This window comes from Nitratiruptor sp. YY08-26 (assembly GCF_016593215.1).
In the GTDB taxonomy this organism is placed as follows: Bacteria; Campylobacterota; Campylobacteria; order Campylobacterales; family Nitratiruptoraceae; genus Nitratiruptor; species Nitratiruptor tergarcus.
This window is the reverse complement of the sequence record NZ_AP023063.1, coordinates 1,144,789-1,168,698: the sequence shown is the minus strand read 5'-3', so window position 1 is coordinate 1,168,698 and position 23,910 is coordinate 1,144,789. Positions and strand designations below refer to the sequence as shown.

General features: G+C 37.3%; 26 protein-coding genes. 19 read left to right on the top strand and 7 right to left on the bottom strand.

What is annotated here, in order from left to right; genetic code table 11:
• Window positions 1-8 precede the first annotated feature (8 nt).
• The 4 genes from JG738_RS06280 to hypF are packed head-to-tail and all read left to right on the top strand — an operon-like array spanning window position 9 to window position 5,115.
• Window positions 9-710 carry a cytochrome b/b6 domain-containing protein gene (locus JG738_RS06280; protein ID WP_201337074.1) on the top strand — a complete coding sequence of 234 codons (702 nt, stop codon included), beginning with the start codon at window positions 9-11 and terminating at the stop codon, window positions 708-710.
• A 1-nt stretch (window position 711) separates the two neighbouring features.
• A complete protein-coding gene (locus JG738_RS06275) occupies window positions 712-1,263 on the top strand; it encodes a HyaD/HybD family hydrogenase maturation endopeptidase (RefSeq protein WP_201337073.1) in 552 nt (183 codons plus the stop codon).
• Window positions 1,247-3,007, top strand: coding sequence for a hypothetical protein (locus JG738_RS06270; protein WP_201337072.1), 1,761 nt, complete (start codon window positions 1,247-1,249; stop codon window positions 3,005-3,007). The genes JG738_RS06275 and JG738_RS06270 overlap by 17 nt, the downstream gene beginning before the upstream one ends.
• On the top strand, window positions 3,004-5,115 hold the full coding sequence (gene hypF / locus JG738_RS06265; RefSeq protein WP_201337071.1) for a carbamoyltransferase HypF: 2,112 nt from the start codon (window positions 3,004-3,006) through the stop codon (window positions 5,113-5,115). Before JG738_RS06270 ends, hypF begins: the two co-directional genes overlap by 4 nt.
• A 4-nt stretch (window positions 5,116-5,119) precedes the next feature.
• Here the strand turns inward: hypF and JG738_RS06260 are convergent, their stop codons facing one another.
• The 3 genes from JG738_RS06260 to JG738_RS06250 are packed head-to-tail and all read right to left on the bottom strand — an operon-like array spanning window position 5,120 to window position 7,631.
• A complete protein-coding gene (locus JG738_RS06260) occupies window positions 5,120-5,815 on the bottom strand; it encodes a YaaA family protein (RefSeq protein WP_201337070.1) in 696 nt (231 codons plus the stop codon).
• Window positions 5,812-6,999, bottom strand: coding sequence for an NAD(P)/FAD-dependent oxidoreductase (locus JG738_RS06255; RefSeq protein ID WP_201337069.1), 1,188 nt, complete (start codon window positions 6,997-6,999; stop codon window positions 5,812-5,814). The genes JG738_RS06260 and JG738_RS06255 overlap by 4 nt, the downstream gene beginning before the upstream one ends.
• Entirely contained in the window at window positions 6,996-7,631 is a 636-nt protein-coding gene (locus JG738_RS06250; protein ID WP_201337068.1) for a hypothetical protein, read from the bottom strand. The genes JG738_RS06255 and JG738_RS06250 overlap by 4 nt, the downstream gene beginning before the upstream one ends.
• 98 nt (window positions 7,632-7,729) lie before the next feature.
• Here JG738_RS06250 and JG738_RS06245 point away from each other — a divergent pair, with 98 nt between their 5' ends.
• From JG738_RS06245 to hypA, 7 genes are read left to right on the top strand one after another with little or no spacing between them, the layout of a single operon-like run.
• A complete protein-coding gene (locus JG738_RS06245) occupies window positions 7,730-8,371 on the top strand; it encodes a hypothetical protein (RefSeq protein ID WP_201337067.1) in 642 nt (213 codons plus the stop codon).
• 9 nt (window positions 8,372-8,380) lie between these two features.
• Window positions 8,381-9,118, top strand: coding sequence for a hydrogenase nickel incorporation protein HypB (gene hypB / locus JG738_RS06240; protein WP_201337066.1), 738 nt, complete (start codon window positions 8,381-8,383; stop codon window positions 9,116-9,118).
• Window positions 9,118-9,411, top strand: a complete 294-nt coding sequence (locus JG738_RS06235; RefSeq protein ID WP_201332222.1) for a HypC/HybG/HupF family hydrogenase formation chaperone — start codon at window positions 9,118-9,120, stop codon at window positions 9,409-9,411. Before hypB ends, JG738_RS06235 begins: the two co-directional genes overlap by 1 nt.
• Complete coding sequence (gene hypD / locus JG738_RS06230) at window positions 9,395-10,543, top strand: hydrogenase formation protein HypD (protein WP_201338732.1); 1,149 nt, start codon at window positions 9,395-9,397, stop codon at window positions 10,541-10,543. Before JG738_RS06235 ends, hypD begins: the two co-directional genes overlap by 17 nt.
• Entirely contained in the window at window positions 10,540-11,532 is a 993-nt protein-coding gene (gene hypE / locus JG738_RS06225; RefSeq protein WP_201337065.1) for a hydrogenase expression/formation protein HypE, read from the top strand. Before hypD ends, hypE begins: the two co-directional genes overlap by 4 nt.
• Window positions 11,526-13,205, top strand: a complete 1,680-nt coding sequence (locus JG738_RS06220) for a hydrogenase maturation protein (RefSeq protein WP_201337064.1) — start codon at window positions 11,526-11,528, stop codon at window positions 13,203-13,205. Before hypE ends, JG738_RS06220 begins: the two co-directional genes overlap by 7 nt.
• The gene (gene hypA / locus JG738_RS06215; protein ID WP_201337063.1) at window positions 13,198-13,545 is read left to right on the top strand and encodes a hydrogenase/urease nickel incorporation protein HypA; all 348 of its coding nucleotides are present in this window, start codon (window positions 13,198-13,200) and stop codon (window positions 13,543-13,545) included. Before JG738_RS06220 ends, hypA begins: the two co-directional genes overlap by 8 nt.
• Before the next feature lie 8 nt (window positions 13,546-13,553).
• Here hypA and JG738_RS06210 read toward each other — a convergent pair whose 3' ends face one another.
• From JG738_RS06210 to sufB, 4 genes are read right to left on the bottom strand one after another with little or no spacing between them, the layout of a single operon-like run.
• Window positions 13,554-13,979 carry an iron-sulfur cluster assembly protein gene (locus JG738_RS06210; RefSeq protein WP_236583119.1) on the bottom strand — a complete coding sequence of 142 codons (426 nt, stop codon included), beginning with the start codon at window positions 13,977-13,979 and terminating at the stop codon, window positions 13,554-13,556.
• Window positions 13,976-15,115 (bottom strand): SufD family Fe-S cluster assembly protein, encoded by a 1,140-nt coding sequence (locus JG738_RS06205; protein WP_201337062.1) that lies wholly within the window; start codon window positions 15,113-15,115, stop codon window positions 13,976-13,978. The genes JG738_RS06210 and JG738_RS06205 overlap by 4 nt, the downstream gene beginning before the upstream one ends.
• Entirely contained in the window at window positions 15,115-15,858 is a 744-nt protein-coding gene (gene sufC / locus JG738_RS06200) for a Fe-S cluster assembly ATPase SufC (protein WP_345741524.1), read from the bottom strand. The genes JG738_RS06205 and sufC overlap by 1 nt, the downstream gene beginning before the upstream one ends.
• 5 nt (window positions 15,859-15,863) lie before the next feature.
• Window positions 15,864-17,297 (bottom strand): Fe-S cluster assembly protein SufB, encoded by a 1,434-nt coding sequence (sufB, locus tag JG738_RS06195; protein ID WP_084276013.1) that lies wholly within the window; start codon window positions 17,295-17,297, stop codon window positions 15,864-15,866.
• Between the two features lie 135 nt (window positions 17,298-17,432).
• On the opposite strand from sufB, the gene JG738_RS06190 reads away from it, so the two are divergent.
• From JG738_RS06190 to JG738_RS06155, 8 genes are read left to right on the top strand one after another with little or no spacing between them, the layout of a single operon-like run.
• Complete coding sequence (locus JG738_RS06190; protein ID WP_201337060.1) at window positions 17,433-19,232, top strand: menaquinone biosynthesis decarboxylase; 1,800 nt, start codon at window positions 17,433-17,435, stop codon at window positions 19,230-19,232.
• Complete coding sequence (locus tag JG738_RS06185) at window positions 19,219-19,683, top strand: methylated-DNA--[protein]-cysteine S-methyltransferase (RefSeq protein WP_201337059.1); 465 nt, start codon at window positions 19,219-19,221, stop codon at window positions 19,681-19,683. Before JG738_RS06190 ends, JG738_RS06185 begins: the two co-directional genes overlap by 14 nt.
• Window positions 19,662-19,907 carry an RNA-binding S4 domain-containing protein gene (locus tag JG738_RS06180; RefSeq protein ID WP_084276007.1) on the top strand — a complete coding sequence of 82 codons (246 nt, stop codon included), beginning with the start codon at window positions 19,662-19,664 and terminating at the stop codon, window positions 19,905-19,907. The genes JG738_RS06185 and JG738_RS06180 overlap by 22 nt, the downstream gene beginning before the upstream one ends.
• Entirely contained in the window at window positions 19,908-21,101 is a 1,194-nt protein-coding gene (locus JG738_RS06175; protein WP_201337058.1) for a cation:proton antiporter, read from the top strand.
• A complete protein-coding gene (gene trpD / locus JG738_RS06170) occupies window positions 21,098-22,072 on the top strand; it encodes an anthranilate phosphoribosyltransferase (RefSeq protein ID WP_201337057.1) in 975 nt (324 codons plus the stop codon). Before JG738_RS06175 ends, trpD begins: the two co-directional genes overlap by 4 nt.
• Window positions 22,069-22,461, top strand: coding sequence for a tRNA (adenosine(37)-N6)-threonylcarbamoyltransferase complex ATPase subunit type 1 TsaE (tsaE, locus tag JG738_RS06165; RefSeq protein ID WP_201337056.1), 393 nt, complete (start codon window positions 22,069-22,071; stop codon window positions 22,459-22,461). Before trpD ends, tsaE begins: the two co-directional genes overlap by 4 nt.
• A complete protein-coding gene (lptB, locus tag JG738_RS06160; protein WP_201337055.1) occupies window positions 22,446-23,168 on the top strand; it encodes an LPS export ABC transporter ATP-binding protein in 723 nt (240 codons plus the stop codon). Before tsaE ends, lptB begins: the two co-directional genes overlap by 16 nt.
• Complete coding sequence (locus JG738_RS06155) at window positions 23,146-23,898, top strand: TIGR02757 family protein (protein WP_236583117.1); 753 nt, start codon at window positions 23,146-23,148, stop codon at window positions 23,896-23,898. The genes lptB and JG738_RS06155 overlap by 23 nt, the downstream gene beginning before the upstream one ends.
• Window positions 23,899-23,910 lie beyond the last annotated feature (12 nt).

Below are 23,910 nucleotides of genomic sequence, written 5' to 3'. Positions count from 1 at the left end.
GGGCAGCGATGAAAAAACAAAAGTATCAAAAAGTTAAAAGAATGACGCTCTTTATGCGTCTCAATCACTGGGTAGTGGCTCTGTGTATGGTAGCGGCAGTCATCACTGGCCTTTATATCGGCCATCCCTATTATCAAACACTGATCAGTGAACCGGCAGTACAAAAGTTTGTAATGGCATGGAATAGGTGGATTCACTTTTATGCGGCAATCATCTTTGATGTAAGCTCTATCGTCATTGCATATCTCTATTTTTTCAGCAGATTTGAAAAACCTGTTAAAAAACTCATTCCTAACGCTCAAAACATAAAAGAGTTTTGGGAGGTTTTTATCAATCTCGTCACGCTCAATCGTGTAAAAAGATTTGACAGCAGTCATGAAGATAGTTTTCATGTGGTCTATTTCACTATTTTTCATCTACTTTTAGCCTGGATGCTCCTAACGGGACTTCAACTCTATGTGCATGGTCTGGAATCTGGAATGAGTAGTATAGGATCCTGGTGGCCATGGATGCTACATTTGGTCACTGATTGGACAGTACCTGTCTGTGGAGGTACGAAAATGGATGTGCGGTATGTGCATCATTTGACAATGTATTTTATTTTGGTTTGGATCATGTTTCATATCTACTATGTGGTATGGAGAACGATCTTTTGGAGAGAGGGAGATATCGCCATAGTATTTGGCGGATACAAATTCAAAAGAGGTTGAGTTGAAGACAGCAATTATAGGAATTGGCAATATTTTGTTTATGGATGAGGGTATTGGAGTATACGCTTCAAAATATCTCGAGGAAAATTTTGTTTTTGATGAGGATGTTGAAATCGTCGATGGCGGGACACTGGGTTTTAAACTGATGCGCTACTATCAAGAGTATGATAAAGTAGTAATAATGGATACAGTCTCCATCGAGGATACTCCAGGCTCCATATACAATCTCCCAAGCGAGGTTTTATTGGGGCTTGGAGAGTATAGAAAAACTGCGCATGAGGTGGAAGTTGTAGAGATGCTTGAGATTTGTAGCATGCTTGAATCTATTGCACAAGTAAACATCATAGGCATTGTGCCAAAAGATATCGAAAATGTATGTATTGGTTTAACCGATACCATGCGAAAATCTTTCGATCACTACATACAAACGCTTTTACAAGAGCTAGAAAGAAGTGGTATTCAATATCAAAAAAGAGCCAGTAAAACAGTTGACTCGATTATCTATGAGTATGCAAACCCCTCAATGAAAGAGTGCAATGACCTTACGGTTTGAGTATCATTCCCATACAACATACTTTTTAAAATGCATCCAATCAATTGCAGATGCAACAGCTACACCAATTGCATACTCTATCGATTTTCCTAATATTTTTGTAGATTTTAATGAAAATGTTGATGAGTTTACAAAAGCTTTGGACCAGTATCTTTATAATTCCATCTTTTTTAAAAATATCCAAATTTATGAAGAAAGCCCTTCATCACAAGGCTCAATTGCACACATCCCATCCTCTATCGCTCTTTGTCCAAACTGCATCAAAGAGATGTTAGATCCCTCTTCAAGAAGATTTTACTATCCATTTACCAGCTGTAACTCTTGTGGCTATCAAAGTAGCCTCCTTATCCACTATCCATTTGAAAGACCAAATACGCTGTTAAATTTTTTCAAACCCTGCAACGAGTGCCAAGAAGAGCTTAAAACTAATCCTTTTCGCAAAAACTATCCGCTTAATACCTGCATAGAGTGCAATATCCCTATCAAGCTGACCGATAAAAAAGGCTTAAAAGTTTTATTTGCCAATGAAAAAGAGGAGTTTAAACAAATTTTTGATATTGCCGCAAATGCACTCAAAGATGGGAAGAGGGTTCGCATAAAAACATTTAGAGGATATAAGCGATTCTATTTGGAAAAAGACAACAAAAGCTATCTGCTTATCAATCGTCTAAATGAAGAGTTTTTGGTTTTACCAATGGAAAAAAGAGCCCTTTTTAGCATTGAAAGACCGCAAATGTATCTTACTACAAGTAGCGGCGAAATAGTAGAAGCTGTGGGTGTGTGGGATGGTTTTACAACTCTTCTTATGGCATCACTAGATGCGGATTACTGCTATTTTGATGAGAAAGAGGATGCGGATCTTTTTATTGATTTTGATCTTCCAATAACGTTTTACGAAGCACCAAAATACTTTATCAATAAACACTTCTGCTTTTTTCGCCCTGGCAGCGAATCTTTATTTCCAAAATATTGTGATAGCTCCAAAACGGCTCTTTTAGGATCTTTTTTACTTCATAATGGTATCATCGATAAAGTAGAGCACTTTAAAGAAGTAGAAACAGACTCTATCACAGTATTTCAAGAAGAGCCAATAGAACACTCTTCCATAAAAGTGCAAGATTTGGCAAGAGCTGTTTTTGAAAGCGTTCTCAAAGAGCATGGGATAACTGAGCCAACTGTTGGGGTCTATTTTTCCGATAGAGTCAAATTTTTCTATAAAAAGCAAACTATAAAAGAGATCTTCGATTTTGGCGAGATAAAATTTGAAGCAAAACGAAAAGTAGTCGAGCAGTTCCAAAAGAGATTTCCCGAGCGTTACGAAGCATTTGAAAAAGAGAATGATTTCATTTTAAAAGCAGCAAGAGTTATCGGATTTGATGGTGATTTTGATGCATTCAATAAACTAAGCCTCTCATTTGGTGGAAAGGGAGGAGTAAGTATTGATTGTAGGGTAGAAGAAAATGGTTTTGATTACTCAAGTTTTTATGCATCTATCATGAGTTTCGTTTTGGCTGATGCTGATTCTAAACTCATAGCCTACTCCATTTTTGAATCATTAGGTGATTTTCTCAGTAATCAAGCTGTCTCAATCTATAGAGAAACAAAAGCCAGCCATATTGTGCTATGTGGAGCCTTTATTGCAAATAGTGCATTTTTTAGCAGGTTTACAAGAAATGCCCCTATGACAAAGGTAAATATCGAGTATCCGATTGATAACGAGAGTGCTCTTTTGGGCGTGCAATGAGAATATTTGTCAAAGGGATCGTTCAAGGAGTGGGCTTTCGCCCCTTTGTTTATAAACTAGCCAATGAACTTGGACTCACAGGATTCATCCGAAACTGCAGTGATGGTGTAGAGATTGTTATAGAGGGTAAGAATGAGGAGCTTTTTCTAGAGTATCTTCAATCAAAACTTCCACCACTTGCTAAAATCTTTTCACTGCAAATCCAAAATACTCCAATACAAAATTTCCAACAATTCACTATTATACAAAGTCAAGAGGGACAAAAAGAGACTTTTTTATCCCCGGATATCTCTATTTGTGATGCGTGTTTACAAGATCTTTTTAATCCAAATAGCAGACGTTACCATTATCCTCTTATCAACTGCACAAACTGCGGTCCAAGATTTACTATCATAAAAGATCTTCCCTATGATCGCAAAAACACATCCATGGCCAAATTTCCTATGTGCCAAGAGTGTCAAAGAGAATACCATGATCCAAATAGCCGCTTTTTTCATGCACAGCCAATTGGATGTAACAGTTGTGGTCCTAAACTCTTTTATGAATCATTGAGCGGATATGAAGCAATCGAAGCAGTTGCAAAAGATATTCTAACTGGCGATATTGTTGCTATCAAAGGAGTAGGGGGATACCATCTTGTCTGTTTGCCAAAATCTGCTCACAAACTCCGACAAATCAAAAGAAGAGCTAAAAAGCCCTTTGCACTTATGTTTAAATCGATAGATAAAATAAAAGAGATTTGTGATATTGATGAAAATGAAGAGAAACTCATTTTATCCAAAGAGCGCCCTATTGTCATTGTCAAAGCAAAAAAAAATTTTGTAGATGTAGCGCCTGATATCGATAGACTTGGCGTTTTTTTACCTTATTCGCCAATTTATTACCTTCTTTTTTCTTTCATCGATTCTCCTTTGGTAGTTACAAGTGCAAATATTTCGGATGAGCCAATTGTTAAAGAGGAAGAGAATATTAAAAGATTTACACAAAAGGTTTTATATTACGATCGAGAGATCATTCGCAGCTGTGATGATAGTGTGGTAGTCAGTATAGATAAAAAACCTCTTTTTTACAGACTCTCTCGTGGATATGCTCCTAAAAGCTTTTTTGTTGATAAGAAACTTCCTTCCATCTTAGCTGTGGGTGCACGTCAGAAAAACACCATCGCTCTTAGCTTTGCAAACAATATTATTCTTTCTCCTCATATTGGAGATATTAAAAATATCCAAAGTTATGACTATTTTTTACAAGTGATTGAAGATTTCAAAGCGATATACGATTTTTCACCAGAAGTTGTCATATGCGATAAACACCCCGGATATGAGACAACGCAATATGCAAAATCTTTGGATATTACAACTATCAAAGTGCAACACCATTTGGCTCATATCTATGCTGCGAAGGCAGAGATGGAGCTTACACATCATCCTCTATCACAAAATCTCTGTTTGGGCTTTAGTTGGGATGGAACTGGATATGGTGATGATGGAAAAGTGTGGGGAGGGGAGGTATTTGTAGGTGATGAAAGAAAATACCATTTTGACTATCTAAAGATTGCTGGTGGCGAAAAGGCTATTAAAGATATCAGGCTTATTGCTTGGAGTTTATTAAAAAAATATGGCTTTGAAGTAGAAGACAAGCTCTTTCATCTTGCTTATGAAAAAAATATCAACTGCTTTGAAACAAGCTCTGTTGGAAGAGTTTTTGATGCGGTTGCTTTTCTTGCTGGACTATGCAAATACCAAGAGTATGAAGGCTATAGTGGACTTTTGGTAGAAAAAGCATACCAAGATAGAAACGATCGATATGAGTTTTATATCCAAGATGGAATCATTACAATAGATTTTTTATCTCTCATCAAGGATAAAAAAGCGGATATTCCTACGAAATTTTTAAATACGCTCACTGCAATTATTATAGAAATTGCAAAAAGAGAAAAACTCCCGGTTATTTTAAGCGGAGGCGTCTTTCAAAACAAAACGTTACTGGAAAATACGATCAAAAAACTGCAACAAAACAGCATCCCATACTTCTTTCCAACACAAATCCCTATAAATGATGGGGGAATCAGCCTAGGGCAACTCTGGTATGCTCTCGAAAACTATAAATGAACGATCAATGCTCCTCTATCTCCATCACCCATATCTCTTCACTTTTTTTGCTGATAATCTCTTTGAGCCGCAATCCTTCAAAAGAAAAATCTCTTAGTTTTTTAAAGCTATCAATTTGATTTTCGGCAATTTGACGAAGAATTTTCCCCCTGTATGCCTTTGCCCAGTGGCTCACCACTTTGCCATTTTTGATAAATTTCATCTTCAAAGAAAAGTTTGGTTTGTAAAATTTTTCATAATATCCAGCCCTCAAATCTAAAATCTCTTCATCTTGTAGCAAGTTTTTGCAAAGTGGGGCGTACAATTTCTCTGGTTTTATATCCCCAACTACTTCGCCTTGTTTTAATTTGTAAAAGGGAATCAAATCCTTTGCACATAGTGGACCAAAAAGATTTGAAAAAATAATAAGGTGCTCATCAATGAATTCTTGATAGAGCGGATAGAGAGAGTCGTAATCAAGATACTCATACGCAACACCGGTGTATCTTCGAACAGCTTTGAGGGTAGGGGTATGAAAAATATCAACATCCAACAACTCTTTTGTACCGAAAAGTTTCAATACCGCCTCTTTGCTTCCATGTTTTACAATTTCATCATATTTTTGCAAAATCGTTTCTCTATCGATATTAAAACAAAACTGCATCTTTTGATGATCACCACCTGATCGTTTCGCTTCACTTGGAGCAAAAAGAATCTTCATTTTTCTCCTTTACACGCCGTTAATTTTTCAAACCCCTGCTTGGCTTTCAATTTAAGAGGCCATTTATACCCTTTTTCTATCGCTTTTTTGCCAATCCAACCCAGAATCCCACTGATTTGAAAACCAAAAGGAGTTACGATTATCGCATATTTTCCACCTAGAGCAATGGCTAGTCCACGCAGTCTGATATCGGCTCTTTGCAAAGGTTGGTTGGAAATGGCCTGAAGGATATTTTTAGCGGCAATTACTCCACTTTGCTCAGCACTTTGTGCTGTGGGAGGAATAAGATTTCCTTCTTTATCTTTTAAAACTGCCACATCACCTACAGCAAAGATATTTTTTTCTACTCGCAAATACTCATCAACGACCAAAAATCCTCTCGCATCTTTTGTATATTCAAGATTTTGAATAAAAGGTGAGGGCTCAATTCCTCCGGCAAATATGGCAAAATCAAAATCTATCCTTTCTCCACCACTAAGTATCGCCTTTTGTTCTGTAATTTCATTGACATATTGAGGAACTAAAGAAACACCTAATTGTCGCAACCTTTTTACAGCCTTATCGCGTGTTTTCTGATCAACTCCTTTTAGAATATGTTTCGAAAGAAGTTGGATTTCGATATTTCCACAACTCAGAGCATTTTCTTTTACATATTGGTTGAAATAACATCGCATTTCGGCTGCTATCTCTACCCCACTCAAACCCCCACCAATGACAATGACTCGAAAACTTCTTTTCGCTCTTTTTGGTTCAAGTCTTGCAAAGAGTTCCTCTTCAAAATACTGTTTTATATGAAGAGCCGCACGCAGACTTTTGACACCCAAAGAGTGTTTTCCTTTTTTCTCAAATCCTTGCAAAAACTTTGTCACGCTTCCAGTTGCAATAACGCAATAATCAAAAGGATAAGTCCCTTCTTTGCATACAACTTGATCTTCTTTGATAGCAACCGCTTCATCGTGGATAAAATGAAAATTTTCGCCAAAACTAGCAACTAGTGTTGGCAAATAGATAAAACTCTCTTGAATTGGAATTTTCGAAGCAACGAGATCGTAACTCTCCGTTTGAAGATAGTGATAGGTGTGTTGATCAATAAGTGTTACTTCAATATTTTGATCATTTCTTGCAAACTCCTCCAAAGCCTTTATTCCTCCGTACCCACCGCCTATGACAACCACTTTTCTCATACTATTTCCTTTAGTTTTTCACAATCAAAATTGAACTTAAACTCAGCCTCTTTGAGATAATAGAAAAAGTTTTCCCTTTTTATCCCTCTATATTTTGGCAATAAATCTTCCAAATAGCTCCAAAAATCGTAAATAAGCCTGTTTTGACTATTTTTTTGTAACTTTGAGATCCGTAAAAAATTTTTAAATTCTTTGTAGTAAACTTCATTGAGTCCATCTTCACTGAAATAGGGTTTAAATCTTGACAGATCGGGCATCAAAAGGTTGTAGATTCTTCCTCCATAATCGAATGTCAAAAAATTGTATCCATCAAAAATATCTTTTTTTGGATCTTTTGAACTTTCCAAGTAGATATACTCTTCATATGCTCTTGTCTCTTGACGGTTCAAGTACTCCTCTTCCATAAAAGCCGCAATTTTCTTTCGAAATGCATCATAATAACTTTTAATAGTAACATAATTGTAACCGCTTCGTCTCATACATTCATTGACAGAAAGATTTTCGCAAAAACATTTAACAATTTTCTCTTTTCTTGCTATTTTTGCTGGACTAAACTTTCTTTTACACTTTTTGCACTTTCTATAACCATTTCCAAGAAGATAAGTGGGTGCATTACAATAGATACATCGCATGTGGTCCCATTTTTATAGAAGATAATACCATTTTTATTTTTATTTTACCAAACTATCATATAATGATGAATAACTATTCACTTATAAAGGATAGAATAATGGATTCTTTGCCGCTTCTATTAATCTTTTGGTATGGAATATTACACGCTTTCGGTCCAGATCATCTTACAGCCATTACCGATTTTAGTATTGGTAAAAGCAAAAAGAAAACGATGCTAATCACACTCGCTTTTGCCGTAGGACATGGGGTATCTCTTTTTATCTTTGCAAAAATTTTACAGCATATCGATATAAGCGAAGAGATACTTTCCTGGGGTGATTATATAAGCTCAAGTGTCATCATTGCAATTGGTCTTTTCTTGCTTTTTATGGCATTGAGCGGTCGTATCAATGTGGGATGGCACGAACATGATGGCAAAAAGCATATTCATATATGGTATGGCAAAAAACATAAGCATAGTGAGAAAAAACAAGTAACATCCGCTTTGACAGTTGGTACACTTATGGGTATAGGTGGTGTGCGGGGTATGCTGGTCACGCTCAGTGCTATCGCTCATCATGAAGTGAACTTGATGATGGTCGCTAGTTTTACGATTGGTGTAATGCTGGTCTTTTTAATGTTTGGGTATTTTATATCTTTAATCAATGAAAATCTACTTAAAACACAAAAAAATGTACGGGTAGCGTTTGCTACAGCGGGAGTAATCTCGTTGATAGTTGGAACAAATATGTTTATCTAAGGAGTCAAAATGTGCAAAGATTGCGGATGTAGTATAACTGAACACCATCACCATCATGACCACAAACATGAGCTTCATACAAATCCCCAGTTGAGTGATACAAAAACGATTGAAGTGATTACAAAAATCTTGGATAAAAATGATCATGAAGCAGCCCACAACAGGGCTCATTTTGATAGAGCCAATGTTTTGGCAATCAATCTTATGAGCAGTCCTGGAAGTGGTAAGACTTCGCTTTTAGAGAAGTTAGCTGAAATAGATAGATTCAAATTTGCAGTGATTGAAGGAGATTTGGAAACAAACAGGGATGCAGATCGTATCAGAGCAAAAGGGATTCAAGCTTACCAAATCACTACAGGAAGCGCATGTCATCTGGATGCTTTTATGGTACATGATGGATTACATCATATAGATTTAAGTGATATTGATGTCTGCTTTATCGAAAATGTTGGCAATTTGGTTTGTCCTGCAAGTTATGATGTAGGGGCACATCTCAATATCGTTTTAGTCAGTGTTCCCGAAGGAGATGACAAGATAGAAAAGTATCCGGTGATGTTTCGACAAGCTGATCTGATTTTAATTACAAAAACTGATCTTTTGCCATACTTTGATTTTGACGTGCAGAAAGCCAAAGAGAGAGCAAGGAGACTCAAACCAAATGTTGATATTTTGGAAGTCTCTACAAAAGATGAAGAGTCTATAAAAGGAGTGGCTCAGTGGATTATGTTTAAAAAGGAGATGCGCTGATGTGTCTATCCATTCCAAGCAAAGTTGTAAGCATCGATCAAGAAAAGTGTACGGCGATTGTTGATACATTGGGTGTGCAAAGAGAAGTTGGAATAGATTTTATCGCAGATGAAGTCAAAGTGGGTGACTTCGTACTTATCCATATCGGTTATGCTATGAATATCATCGATGAAGAGTATGCAAAAGAGTCCATAGCTTTGTATCAAGAGATTATTGAGAAGATGGAAGAGGCTGAAAAGAAGCAACTTATCAATGAGAGTGACAACTGTCCAGGAGATGGCAGTGGAACTTAAAGATTTTTATGAAAAATTCCGTGATCCCAAAGCCATCAAAGCTCTTGCGAAAGCAATCAATCAAGAAGCGCAAAAGCTCCAGCGCCCAATTAATATCATGGAAGTATGTGGAGGACATACACACACGATTATGAAGTATGGTCTCTTCCAGCTTTTACCTTCAAATATCCGCTTCATCCATGGTCCAGGATGTCCGGTCTGCATCATGCCAAAGGAGCGGATCGATCATGCCTATATTTTGGCTATGCAAGAAGATGTTATATTATGTACTCTTGGAGATATGATAAAGGTACCTGGAAGCCAAGGAAGCTTGCAAGATGCAAGAAGCAAGGGAGCAGATGTACGATTTGTATATAGCCCATTGGATGTATTGAAGATTGCAAAAGAGAATCCTACGAAAAAAGTGATCTTTTTTGCTATCGGTTTTGAGACTACCACACCGATGACGGCAGCACTCATTGAGAATGCCATGAAGCAAAAGATAAGTAATATTCTCTCTCACATTAATCACGTTACGGTACCAGAAGTGATGAGAGAACTGATTGATAGCCGTGATGAGCATATCGACAGCTACAACAACCAAATCGACGCGTTTTTGGGACCAAGTCATGTAAGCGTCATTACGGGAAGCAAGATCTATGAAGAGTTTCCAACGAAATACAAACGTCCTGTGGTTGTAGCCGGGTTTGAACCGGTGGATGTGATGGAGGCTGTTTTGATGATTATTCGTCAGTTTTTAGAAAATCGCTGTGAAGTAGAGATCCAGTATAAAAGAAGCGTTAACCGCAATGGAAATATCAATGCTCAAAATTTAATAAAAAAATATTTTGAAAAGAGAGATCTCTTTAAGTGGCGAGGGCTTGGAAATATTCCAAAAAGTGCCTGGAAACTTAAAAAAGAATATGAACATTTGGATGCTGAAAAGCTTTACAGCCTTCCCAAAGAGGAGATTGAGGATCATAAACTCTGCATCTGTGGTGATATTTTGCGGGGAATGGCAAAACCGACAGAGTGCCAAGTCTTTGGCACTGCCTGTACACCGCAAAAACCTCTGGGTAGTTGTATGGTAAGCAGCGAAGGAGCATGTGCTGCATACTATAAGTATGGCAATCTTTTGCAGGAGGTTCAATGAAAAAGACTGTTTCACTTGCTATGGGAAATGGCGGTGTAGAAAATATGGAGCTTATCCAAAAAACGATCCAGCGCCATTTGCAAAATGAATATCTTGCAAAAGCTGAAGATGCCACACCTTTACCACCACTCGAAAATCCTGTTTTTACGACAGATTCATTTACCATTTCTCCGATCTTTTTCCCTGGTGGAGATATCGGAAAATTAGCCATTGCCGGAGCTTGTAACGACTTGGCTATGATGGGAGCAAAACCAAAATTTCTAAGCCTTTCCTTTATCATAGAAGAGGGATTTTTGCTGCGCGATCTTGAAAAAATCGTACGAAGTATGAAAAAAGAGCTTTCCATCAACGGTGCATGGATCGTAACGGGTGATACAAAGGTGGTTCCAAAAGGCAGTTGCGATGGAGTCTATATAAACGTCTCTGCCATTGGAGAAAGAGTCATCCACTCTTCACAAGAAAATATTACAATAGGAGACAAACTTTTAGTAAGTGGTGACATTGCAAGACATGGAGCTGCCATTTTTGCAGGTCGTGAAGGAATTGAGCTTGCGAACCATATTGAAAGTGATTGTAAATCGTTGTGGCCAATTGTAGAAGAACTTATTGAAGCAGGTATCAAGATTAAAGCAATGCGAGATGCAACACGAGGAGGAGTTGCAGCAGTTTTGAACGAGTGGGCCATGGCAACCAATACAACGATGGAGATAGAAGAGGGCAGATTTAGTATTGATGAAGGGGTACAAGGTATATGCGAGATACTTGGATTTGAACCATTTGTCTTGGCAAATGAGGGGACTTTTATGATAGTGGTTGATCAAAATGATGCAAAGAGGGCTCAAGAGATTTTACAAAAACACAATCCCTATGCAGCGATCGTCGGAGAGGTGAGTGATTCCTATCCGGGTCGTGTAACTTTACAAAGTGAGTGGGGTACGAAACGTTTTTTGGATATGCCAACTGGGGAGATTCTTCCTAGAATATGCTAAAAGTGCTTCTATTATGCAACACATTTAACAGCTTAACGCAGAAAATATTTTGTCACCTTCAAGAGCTTGGAATTGACGTGAGTGTCGAGTATGCTATCAATGAAGAGACAATGATTGAAGGTGCAGATCTTTTTGCTCCTGATCTCATTTTAGCCACCTATCTTACAAAAAAGATCCCAAAAGAAATCTTTACCAAATACCCGACCTTTATTATCCATCCCGGTCCCTTCGGAGATAGAGGTGCCTATGCACTCGATAATGCCATATTAAATAATATGAAAGAATGGGGCGTATCTATTTTGGAAGCTGATGAGGAGTTTGATGCAGGAGCCGTATGGGGACACAGAAACTTCTCTTTGCCCGAACATGCAACGAAAGGGTATCTCTATCGAACAGTAGTGAGCGATTTGGCTATCGAGCTAGTTGATGAGCTGATTAAGAAACTAAAATGTGAAAAAAAACCTTTAACAAATCCGAAAAAACCTTTGCATCCAAAAGTGACACAAAGCTCAAGAGCGATTGAATGGAACAAAGACTCTAGCGAAACGATCATACAAAAACTCAATGCATCCGATAACTATCCAGGTGTCAAAGATCGATTTTTCGATTGTGAAGTTTATCTTTTTGGAGCAGTAAAAGAGCAAACCGGGCTTGAGAAAAAAGAGGCAAAACCAAAAGAGATTTTGGCAAAACGAGATGGTGCAGTGTTGGTTAAAACGATCGATGGTGCCGTTTGGATCCAGCAAATGACAGAGATTAAAAATGGTATTCGACAAATCAAACTCCCCTCAACCTATGTCCTAAAAGATCGTCTTAAAGGGATCAAAGAAGAGCGCATTTCTTTGTATGTGGATCCAGATTTGCCGACATTTAAAGAGATTACCTTTTATCAAAAGCAAAATGTGGGCTTTTTGGCATTTGATTTCTATAATGGTGCCATGAGTAGCGAGCAGTGTATCCGTCTGAAATATGCGATAGAAACATTAAGGGATGAAGTGGATGTTCTTGTTTTAATAGGTGGCGAGCAGTTTTTTAGCAATGGGATTCATTTGACGATTTTGGAAGATAGCAAAAAACAAGGTGAAGATGGCTGGAGCAATATCAACGCTATGAATAATCTCATTAAGACAATTCTTTTTAGCGATGATATCCTAACCATTACGGCATTTAGGGCAAATGCAGGCGCAGGGGGCGTATTTTTAGGGCTTGCGGGAGACTTTGTTTTTGCTAAAAGCGGCATCGTACTCAATCCCCACTATAAAACGATAGGCCTTAGCGGCAGTGAATATCATACTTATACACTACCACGAAGAGTTGGGAAAGAGACAGCACAGAAGCTTTTGGATGAAGCCTTGCCTATCAATGCTCAAGAAGCCAAAAGTATTGGTCTTATTGATGAAGTTTTCAAAGATTTTCAAGAGGTTGAATCATATGCATTGCAACTAGCACAAGATGAAGAGAGATTTTATGAACTACTTGATCAAAAGAGAGACCGGCTAGAGCAGGATGAAGAGTATATTCAAGAGTGCGTAGAAAATGAACTTGAGAAAATGTATCCTCAGTTTTGGGATCCAAAGAGCGAATTTCACAAACTGCGCCACAATTTTGTCTATAAAACATGCCCAACCAAAACGCCTCTAAGAATTGCAAAACATAGGAGAAAAAATGCATGAGTATTCCATAGTACAAAGCATGCTGGATTTAATTGAAGAGAACGCGAAAAAACATAACGCCACGAAAGTAGAAAGAGTCGTTGTGAAAATTGGTGTCATGAGTGGAGTGGAACCACATCTACTAAAGATTGCTTTTGATACATTTAAAGAGGGGACAATTTGCGAGAGTGCAGAACTTACTATGCAAATACAGCCTATCGTTGCACGTTGTAAAAAGTGTGAGAGAGTAATTGAATTTCCAAAAGAGACACTCTTTTTTGAATGCTCCTCTTGTGGTTCTGTTGAACTCTCTATTGTAGATGGAGAGGAAATGTATCTAATGAGTTTGGAGATGGAGTAGCCCGAGGGCTACATCATACCAAGGACAAGTTTTGCTTCATCGCTGATTCTGCTTCTATCCCAAGGTGGATCGAAGACAAGATTTACTTCTACTTCAGCAAGTCCATCAATTTTATTGGCGATATTTTTTACAAGCTCTACGATACTCTCTCCAACAGGACAGACAACGCTTGTAAGTGTCATAGTGATGATAGCTCCCCATCCATCTTCTCTACGGATGAGTTTAAGATCATAAATAAGCCCAAGGTCATAAATATTGACAGGGATTTCTGGGTCATAAATAGTTTTGAGGTATTTAATAATCTCTTTTTTAATCGTTTCGGGATCTCCATACTTTTTATTGTGCTCTTCAATATTTTTGATTCCATCATCATCTACTTCAATCTCTCGCTCTTCGAGGGGGATAGTGTAGAGCTCCTTTTTTTCTTCACTCATTGCCCCTCCTCATAAAGTTTTATAAACTCCTGTTTTATTTCATCATCTTGCATTTTTTCAAAGATTTCATTGAGGAAACTCAAAACTATCATCTCTTTTGCAAGAGGTTCAGCAATACCGCGCTGTCTAAGGTAAAAGAGCGCCTCTTCATCTATATGTCCGGTTGTTGAACCATGCGTTGCTTCGAGAATATATTCGGTATATATCTCCATTTGCGGTTTGCTCACCATGTAAGCACCATCATTGAGAAGAATAGTTTTTGAGTCTTGATATATTGAGCTATATTTTGCAGGGTTTTTGACTATTAAAAGCCCATCAAAGATTCCTCGTGCTTTATCTTTAAGGATATTGCGCGATAGCTGCGATGTTTTTGATTCTTTTCCTCTGTTTTCTATGTGAAAAGTATTGCCAAGTTTTGCCTCTTTGCTTGCAAATATCACATGGTTTGCATCTACTTCGGCATACTCATCAAGTGTTATATGGTAGTTGTGCAACGTTTTAGCTGTGCCAAAATCTATCGTAAAGAGATCTAATCTACTCGACTTTGCACATCGTATGCTGTGTGGAGCAATAAGTGCAAATTCATCAAAATTACTATTGCGATCTTGAATGAAAGTAAGATGCGCATCTTGTGCTATATCTATATCATATCCATAGAAATAGAGTGACTCATTCGCTAATACCAAATGCTCTTCAACCAATTTAACTTTTATATTTGGCGCTAGAGAGAGTTTGATACGATAGGGCGAGAATGCATTTGAGAGAGTGAATTTTTGTACGATTTTGACTTCACACTCCTCTTCAAACTCTATATGAATTATATTATCGCTTAAAAGGTGATTGATGTAGTATACCTGGTCGTAGTGGCTGTCATCAATTTTTGGATTTTTTTGCATCTCAATATAGATATTTTTTGGAGCTTTTGTGACAGTCCCATCTACAATTTCAATATAGTCTGCAATTGCAGGTTTTGCAACTTTTGGTTTGATAAACTCATAATCTCTATCAAAGATTGGTTTAATACCAAAATAGCGATAATGTTCCGTCTTTGGGGTAGGTAACCCCATCGATTTGAGCTTTTGTATGAGAGCTTTTTTGGTTTCAAACTGCTCGAGATTGATATCTAATACTTTCATCACTCTTCCCCAAATATTTTATATCCCTCTTTTTCAAGAGCATCAACGATTTCAATACCGCCAGTTTTAAGGACTTTGCCATTTTTAAGTACATGAACGTAATCTGGCTTGATATAATCGAGAATTTTACGATAGTGGGTAATTATCATAAAAGTTCTCTCCGGTGAGCGCATTTGATTGATAGCTTCGCTTACCTTTTTAAGCGCATCGATATCAAGACCAGAGTCAATTTCATCAAGTATAATAAAATCCGGCTCTAATATCTCCATCTGCAAAATCTCATTGAGTTTCTTCTCACCACCACTAAAGCCCTCATTAAGGCTTCTATGGATCATCTCCTCTTTCATACCAAGTTCTTTTATCTTCTCTTTGAGAAGACGTAAAAATTCTGCTGCATTGAGAGGTTTAAGCCCTTGGTGTTTTCTCTTTGCATTGAGAGCAGTTCTAAGAAAATAGGCATTATTGACACCAGGAATCTCTACAGGATGCTGAAAGCTCATAAAGATTCCCTCTAACGCTCTCTCTTCTGGCTCCATATCAACGATATTTTTGCCTTTGTAAATTATCTCACCTTCAGTTACCTCTACATCTGGATGACCGACTATTGTTTTAGAAAGAGTTGATTTTCCAGCACCATTTGGTCCCATCACAGCATGTACTTTACCTTTAAAAAGCTCTAAATCTATTCCTTTGAGGATCTCTTTTTCCCCGATTTTTGCATGGAGATTTTTTATTTCCATCATCTTACTCATCCTACACTTCCTTCCAATGTTAAGTCTAATAATGCTTTTGCTTCTACTGCAAACTCCATTGGGAGTTTATTTAATACATCTTTACAGAATCCATGAACTATCATGCTCACTGCATCCTCTTCGCTTATTCCTCTTTGGCGAAGATAGAAAAGCTGCTCTTCACTGATTTTACTTGTTGTTGCCTCATGCTCTATTTGTGCATGTGCGCATTTGCTCTCAAGATATGGAAAAGTGTGCGCGCCACAGCGATCACCTATGAGGAGTGAATCACACTCACTAAAATTCTTTGCACCTTGTGCATTTTCATGTATTTTTACCAAACCTCTATAGCTATTTTGTCCCTTTTGTGCACTAATACCTTTGGAGATAATGACGCTTTTTGTATTTTTTCCTATATGGATCATTTTTGTACCAGTATCTGCTTGCTGAGCAAGACGTGTAATGGCAACAGAATAAAACTCTCCAACAGAGTTGTCTCCTTTGAGAATACAGCTTGGATATTTCCAAGTAATCACTGAACCCGTCTCAACTTGTGTCCAAGTAATTTTAGAGTTTTCTCCCTCACAAAGGCCTCTTTTTGTAACAAAGTTATAAATACCCCCATTGCCTTCTGCATCACCTGGATACCAGTTTTGTATGGTTGAGTAGTTGATGTGGGCATCTTTGTGAGCAATGAGTTCAACGACTGCTGCGTGAAGTTGGTTTTCATCGCGACTTGGAGCCGAGCATCCTTCGTTGTAGCTCACATAACTTCCTTCATCAGCAATAATGAGTGTTCTTTCAAACTGTCCTGTATTTTGTGCATTGATTCTAAAATAGGTTGAGAGTTCCATAGGGCATCTCACACCTTTTGGGATATAAACAAATGTACCATCACTAAAGACAGCTGAGTTGAGTGCTGCAAAGTAGTTGTCTGTCATAGGAACCACGCTAAACATATATTTTTTTACAAGCTCTGGATAATCGCGGATTGCTTCAGAAATTGAGCAAAATATGATTCCTAGTTTTGCAAGCTCTTCAACAAATGTTGTTTTAACTGATACTGAGTCAAATACGGCATCTACTGCAACACCGGCTAGCTGCTTTTGCTCTTCAAGAGGGATTCCCAGTTTTTCATATGCACGCAAAATCTCTGGATCTACCTCATCAAGGCTCTCTAGTGCCTTTTTTGGTGCAGCCCAGTAGCTAATAGCTTGATAGTCTATTGGTGGGTAGGTGACTTTTGCCCAGTGTGGCTCTTCCATCTTTTGCCAAGCATGGAATGCCTTGAGACGAAGTTCAAGCATCCATTCTGGCTCATTTTTTTTCTTTGAAATAAAGTGTATAGTCTCCTCTGTAAGTCCAGGAGGAGCTTTTTCCTCTTCTACATCAACTTCAAAACCAAGTTCATAGTCTGAGTTGATGATTTTATCAACTTTTTCCATTCCCATTGTTTACCCCTTTGGTTTGTCTATGAGTAATGTAACACAAATAAGATAAAATTTCTCTTATTTGCTAGTATTAAAATAGGAGTAATTTTGTCCTATTTAACTTTTGTTATAATTTTTACTAAAAAAGGCGTTTTTATGGATGTTATTAGCTTCTTACAAAAAGAGGGTAATCTCAAAATCATTGAAGATGAGCTCGATGTCAATCTTGAAATTCCCCATATAGCCTATATAGAAGTTAAAAAAGCTGATTCTAAACCTCTTTTTTTTACCAACCCAGTTGATAGAAAATTGGATAAAAAGTATGCATATCCGGTTTTGATGAATATTTTTGCAAATTTTGATGTAACTACAAAGATTCTTGGTAAGCATCCAGATATGATTGCAAAAGAGATTGAAGAGCTTTTGCATCTCAAACCCCCATCAACATGGAAAGAAAAGTTAGATCTTCTATCAACTCTTTTTAAACTTAAAAACGTTTTTCCAAAAAGGCTTAGTCAACGGGGAGAGTGTCAAGAAATAGAAATTGACTCACTCCATGAGCTGCCAATTTTAAAAACATGGCCTCTTGATGGGGAAAAATTTATTACAACTGGACAGGTCTATACAAAAGATCTTCATAGTAAGGTACAAAATGTAGGGATGTATCGACTGCAAGTCTATGATGACATGCGCCTAGGGATGCATTGGCAGATTCATAAAGATGGTGCGCATTTTTTTCATGAGTACAAAAAAGCTGGCAAAAAGATGCCAGTAACTGTTGCTATTGGAGGTGATCCACTCTATATTTGGTGTGGACAGGCCCCAATGCCTCCAAAGGTATTTGAACTTCTATTATATGGTTTTATACGCAATGAAAACCCAGAGCTTGTAAAATCGCTCACCAACGATATATGGATTCCAAGAGATGTAGATTTTGTGATAGAAGGGTATGTGGATCCAAATAGTTTTGAAATAGAAGGACCTTTTGGAGATCACACAGGTTACTATACATTACCAGAAGCTTTTCCTGTCATGGAAGTAACAAAAATTACAGCCAAAAAAAATCCAATCTTTACAGCAACTGTTGTTGGAAAACCCCCTTTGGAAGATAAGTACATGGGATGGGGGACAGAGCGTATTTTCTTGCCTTTGCTCAAAACAACTGCAAGCGACTTAATAGATTATCATATGCCAGAAAATGGGGTGTTTCATAACTTAATTTTAGCTAAAATGGATGTGCGTTATCCAGCTCATGCAAAGCAGTTTATGCACGCCTTTTGGGGAGTGGGGCAGATGAGTTTTGTAAAACATGCAATATTTATGGATAAAGATGCTCCAGATTTGACAGACTATGAAGCAGTTACCCGCCATATCTGCAATCGTCTTTCACCTGATCGTATTTTAATCAGCGAAGGGGTGGTTGATCATCTTGATCACTCCAGCCCAAGACAGTTTGAGGGAGGAAAACTTGGAATCGATGCAACAGGTGAAGAGGTAAAAGAGGGAGTGGAAGAGCTTATAAGCGATAAAGAACTACTTGAAAAACTACAAAGCATTGATAGCAACTTTTTGAATGTCAAACAGTATATGAGAGATACCAAAAATTCGCTTGCCGTTGCAGCGTATAAAAAAGAAAAAAGTCTTCAAACTCTTTTTGAAAAACTTGGTGCTTTGCAAAAGCATTGTAAAGTATTGATTGTTGTAAATGATTGTGATGATCTTGATAACCCTTATATGCTCGTGTGGAGAGTTGTGAATAATATCGATGCACAAAGGGATGTTGTTTTAGAACCGTTTATCATGGTTGATGGGACAAATAAAGATCCTAAAATTGAAGATTTTGATAGAGAATGGCCGCCGGATGTTGTGTGTGATAAAGAGGTTATTAAGAGTCTAAGAGAAAGAAAAATTTTAGATATAGATGATGAGTTTATTAAAAAGTATGGAATTGTATAGCGGTTATTATGTTTCGCCAATAGGAATCATTGAAATTGTTACAAATGAACAAAATCTTATACATATTCATTTTGTGTATGAGCAAAATGAAGAAAAGATAAATGAACTTATTCTTGAATCGAAAGAGTGGCTTAGGAACTATTTTTCGAAAAAAATAGTCTCCTTTCCTGTGCCACTGGTAAAAGCAAAACGCGATTTTTCACAAAGAGTAAGAGAAATCGTGCAAAAAATTCCATTTGGTACTTGTTTGACATATCAAGAAGTAGCCATGCGTAGTGGAAATGAAAAAGCAGCTCAGGCTGTAGGGCAGATAATGAAACACAATCCCTATGCAATCATTGTTCCTTGTCATAGAGTTATTTCAAAACAAGGAATAGGTGGCTATAATGGTGGCATTGAAATAAAAAAAAAGTTATTGGAGTTTGAAGGTTGCGGATTGATAAATTTATGAATGCAGTCAATATTGTGAAACGTAGAAGCGTTGCGCAAGATATGATCAAAAATGAGGTTGTTTTACTCAATGGCGTAATTGCAAAAGCAAGCAAAGAGGTAAAAGTAGGTGATATTATTACTATAAAGTATCTCAAAGGGGATAAAAGCTATAAAGTTTTGGCAATTCCTACAACAAAAAATGTTCCTAAAGCAAGAATGCATGAATATGTAAAAGAGATGTAGATGCATCCACACGACTTTTTCTTAATAATCCTCATAATTCTATTTAGTGCTCGACTTTTTGGTGAAATTTTTAGAAAACTATCTATGCCCCCTGTTTTGGGCGAACTTTTTGCTGGTATTCTTCTTGGTCCTTCAGTGTTTGGAATTGTTGAACTGAATGAAGTTATCAAACTTTTAGCTGAAATTGGAATTATTTTGCTGCTTTTTGAAGTTGGACTAGAAACAGATCTCAAGCGATTAATAAAAACAGGATGGATGTCTGCATTTGTTGCAGTCGCAGGCTTTGCTTTGCCTTTTATATTTGGAACAGCATTCTCATACTATCTTTTTAGTTTTGATATTGTGGTATCTATGTTTATAGGCGGTACAATTACAGCAACAAGTATCGGCATAACGGTACGAGTTTTACAAGATTTGAAAAAAAGAGATTCAGTTGAGGGTGAAATAGTTGTAGGTGCAGCAGTTCTTGACGATTTACTGGGTGTAATTTTACTTGCTATTTTATATGAGTTTTCAAGTACTGGGAATGTAAGTTTTATAAATGTTTCAAAAGTTTTTTTATTTATAGTGGGATTTTTTATAATTGCTCCAATAGCAGCAAAAATTATTGCATTTTTAATAAAAAAATATCACGATACGAATCAAATTCCTGGACTTTTACCAACTTCTGTTTTTATGCTTGTGCTGTTTTTTGCTTGGTTTGCCAAAAAGATTGGAAGTCCAGAGATAATAGGGGGATTTGCAGCAGGTCTTGCACTCTCTCGTAGATTTTTTTTCCCTTTTGGTGTCGCTTTGTCTTACGATGTGAAGTTTTCGCAAAAACTCGAAGCTGAAATTATGCCACTGGTCTATCTTTTTACTCCTTTTTTCTTTGTTGCAGTGGGACTATCTATGAATCTCAAAGAGATTGCTTGGGATGAGCCGCAGATTTGGTATCTATTTGGAACTATATTTTTAATAGCAGTTATTGGTAAAATTTTAGGAGCTCTTTTTTTACCGCTCACACTCAAAAAGAGATTTATTGTTGGTGTTTCTATGATACCAAGAGGTGAGGTTGGACTCATTTTTGCTGAAATGGGGAGAGTTTCAAATATATTAGATAATATGACGTACGCTGCTTTAGTTTTGGTGATAGTGGTTACCACTGTCATACCGCCATTTATTATAAAATATCTATACAGAGGTGAGATATGAGTTATGAAAAATTTACAAAACTTTTTGAGAATGCAATGGGTGAGGATGAGGCTAAAAAATTTTTAATAGAGCTTTATGAAAAGGGCGAGAGTGCTGCAGATATTGCAACAGCAGCAAAAATTATGCGAGAGCACTCTATAAAACTTCCAATCCCTAAGACGCTTCAAGAAAAACTTATCGATGTAGTTGGAACAGGTGGAGATAAGAGTGGTAGTTTCAATGTCTCAAGCACAGTTGCACTGCTTTTGCCAGCCCTTGGCTGTTATGTTGCCAAACATGGCAATAGAAGCGTTACAAGTAAAAGTGGTAGTGCAGATATGCTTGAAGCTCTTGGCATTGAGCTTGACTTAATGCCCCAACAGCAGGTGCAGATGCTAGAACAATGTGGATTTTGTTTTATATTTGCCAAAAATCACCACCCAGTGATGAAGCATATTATGCCAATTAGAAAAAGTATTCCTCATAGAACTATTTTTAATATTTTAGGACCTCTTACCAATCCAGCTGGAGCAAAAAAGTATCTTTTAGGTGTCTTTGATAGGGAGTTTGTTCCAAAGTTGGCTGAGACTCTCAAAGAGCTTGGTGCAAAAAGAGCGTTGGTAGTTTCGAGTGAAGAGGGGATGGATGAGATAAGTATTAGTGGTAAAACCTATGTTGCCGAGATTATTGATGATGAAATTACCTACTATGAAATAGTTCCAGAAGATTTTGGTATAAAGCGAGCTAGTTTTGAAGCGATTAAAGGGGGCGATGCAAAAGAGAATGCCAAGATAACAAGAGATATTTTAGAAGGCAAACTCCATGGAGCAAAAAGAGATATGGTACTGCTCAATGCAGGAGCAGCGCTCTATGCGGATGGAAAAGTAGGAGCGATTGAAGAGGGTATTGCATTAGCAAAAGATGCAATTGAGAGTGGAAAAGCGGGCGAAAAGCTTAAAAAGATTATACAAGTGAGTCAAGAGGTAAAATGAAAATAGAAGCAGATCTTCATAATCTTGATGAAGTTGTTGCATGTATAAAGAAGAGTGGGAAAAAAATAGTTCTTTTGCAAGGGACACTTGGAAGCGGGAAGACAACATTAGTGAAGGTTTTTGCAAAAAAAGAGCCAGTAACATCTCCTACTTTTTCTATACAGCAGATATATGGAGGAGAGATATACCATTATGATCTCTATAATGCAGGGTTTGAGAAATTTTTAGAGTTAGGACTTTTTGAAGAGTTAGAAAAGCCTGGATACCATTTTATAGAATGGGCTGATGAAAATATGGAGGAGTTTTTACGACAAAGTGGATTTTCCTATTTGAAAATCCTCATTACGCCACAAAAAGAGAAAAGAGTTTACGAATGCATACTCTCATAGCACGGAATCTCAAAAAACGCATCAAAGATAAAGAGATAGTAAAAGGTGTAGATTTACAATTGCAAAGTGGTGAAGTTGTAGGGCTTCTTGGGCCAAATGGAGCTGGGAAAACAACGACATTTTATATGATTTGTGGGCTTGTGGAGCCTAGTGAAGGAACAGTTTTGATGGATGAGAAAGATATAACAAAAGAGCCTCTACATAAAAAGGCAAAAATTGGCATAGGATACCTTCCACAAGAATCGAGCATTTTTAAAGATCTTACAGTTGAAGATAATCTCTATATAGCGGCAGAAGCTACTATTGCAAATGAAGAGGAACGTGAAAAGGTTGTAGATGAGCTTTTGGAGCTTTTCAATATCGAGCCTATTCGCCATAGACGAGGAAAAGCATTAAGTGGGGGAGAGAGAAGGCGCTGTGAAATAGCAAGAGCCCTTGTGATTCGTCCAAAATTTTTGCTCCTCGATGAGCCTTTTGCTGGTGTTGATCCTATTGCTGTGACAGATATTCAAAAAATTATAGAAGAGCTCAAACATGCAGGTATTGGCATTCTTATAACAGATCATAATGTAAGAGAGACTCTGAGCGTATGTGATAGAGCATATGTGCTCAAGGATGGTCAGATTTTGGCTAGTGGTAAGAGTGAAGAGGTAGCAAAAAATTCAGCTGTACGGAAACACTATCTTGGAGAACATTTTAGTTTTTGATGATCTAAAAGCCTCTTTAGAACTAGCACGAAAAGAGTTTTTGCATCGTTCCAAACATTCACAAGATCATCCAGATCCACTTTTTGTAGCACGCAAATACAAAGATGAAAAGATTGCATTAGTGTGTGCACTTTTTGCGTATGGTAATGCTAAACAGATTGTAAAGTTTTTAAAAAGTCTCGATTTTTCTCTTTTAGCATGCAGTGAAAAGGAAATTAAAAAGATCTCTAGCTATTATCGTTTTCAAAACTCTCAAGACGTAGCTAATCTATTTATTACACTTCAAAGAATCGATTCTTTACAAGAGCATTTTTTACAAGGGTACAAAAAAGATGGTTCTGTAATGGGAGGGCTAAGGAGTCTTATTGCTGCTTTGAAGAAAATCAATAGGTTTAGCAGTCCTGGTTACGATTTTTTACTTGGTAAGCTCCCACCTTTAAAATATAAAGGAGTAAGTGCATATAAGCGCTGGCATATGTTTTTGCGCTGGATGGTTCGCAAAGATGATTTGGATATGGGACTGTGGAGTGGTGTCGAAAAAAGTGATCTCATCATACCTCTTGATACACATACCTTCAATGTTTCAAGAAAACTGGGGCTTTTACATAGAAAACAGTATGATCTTGCGGCTGCTGTGGAGCTGACAAATAATTTAAAAAAGTTTGATCCTCATGATCCAGCAAAATACGATTTTGCTCTCTATCGTTTAGGACAAACAGGTGTGATTTAAATTTATTTAATT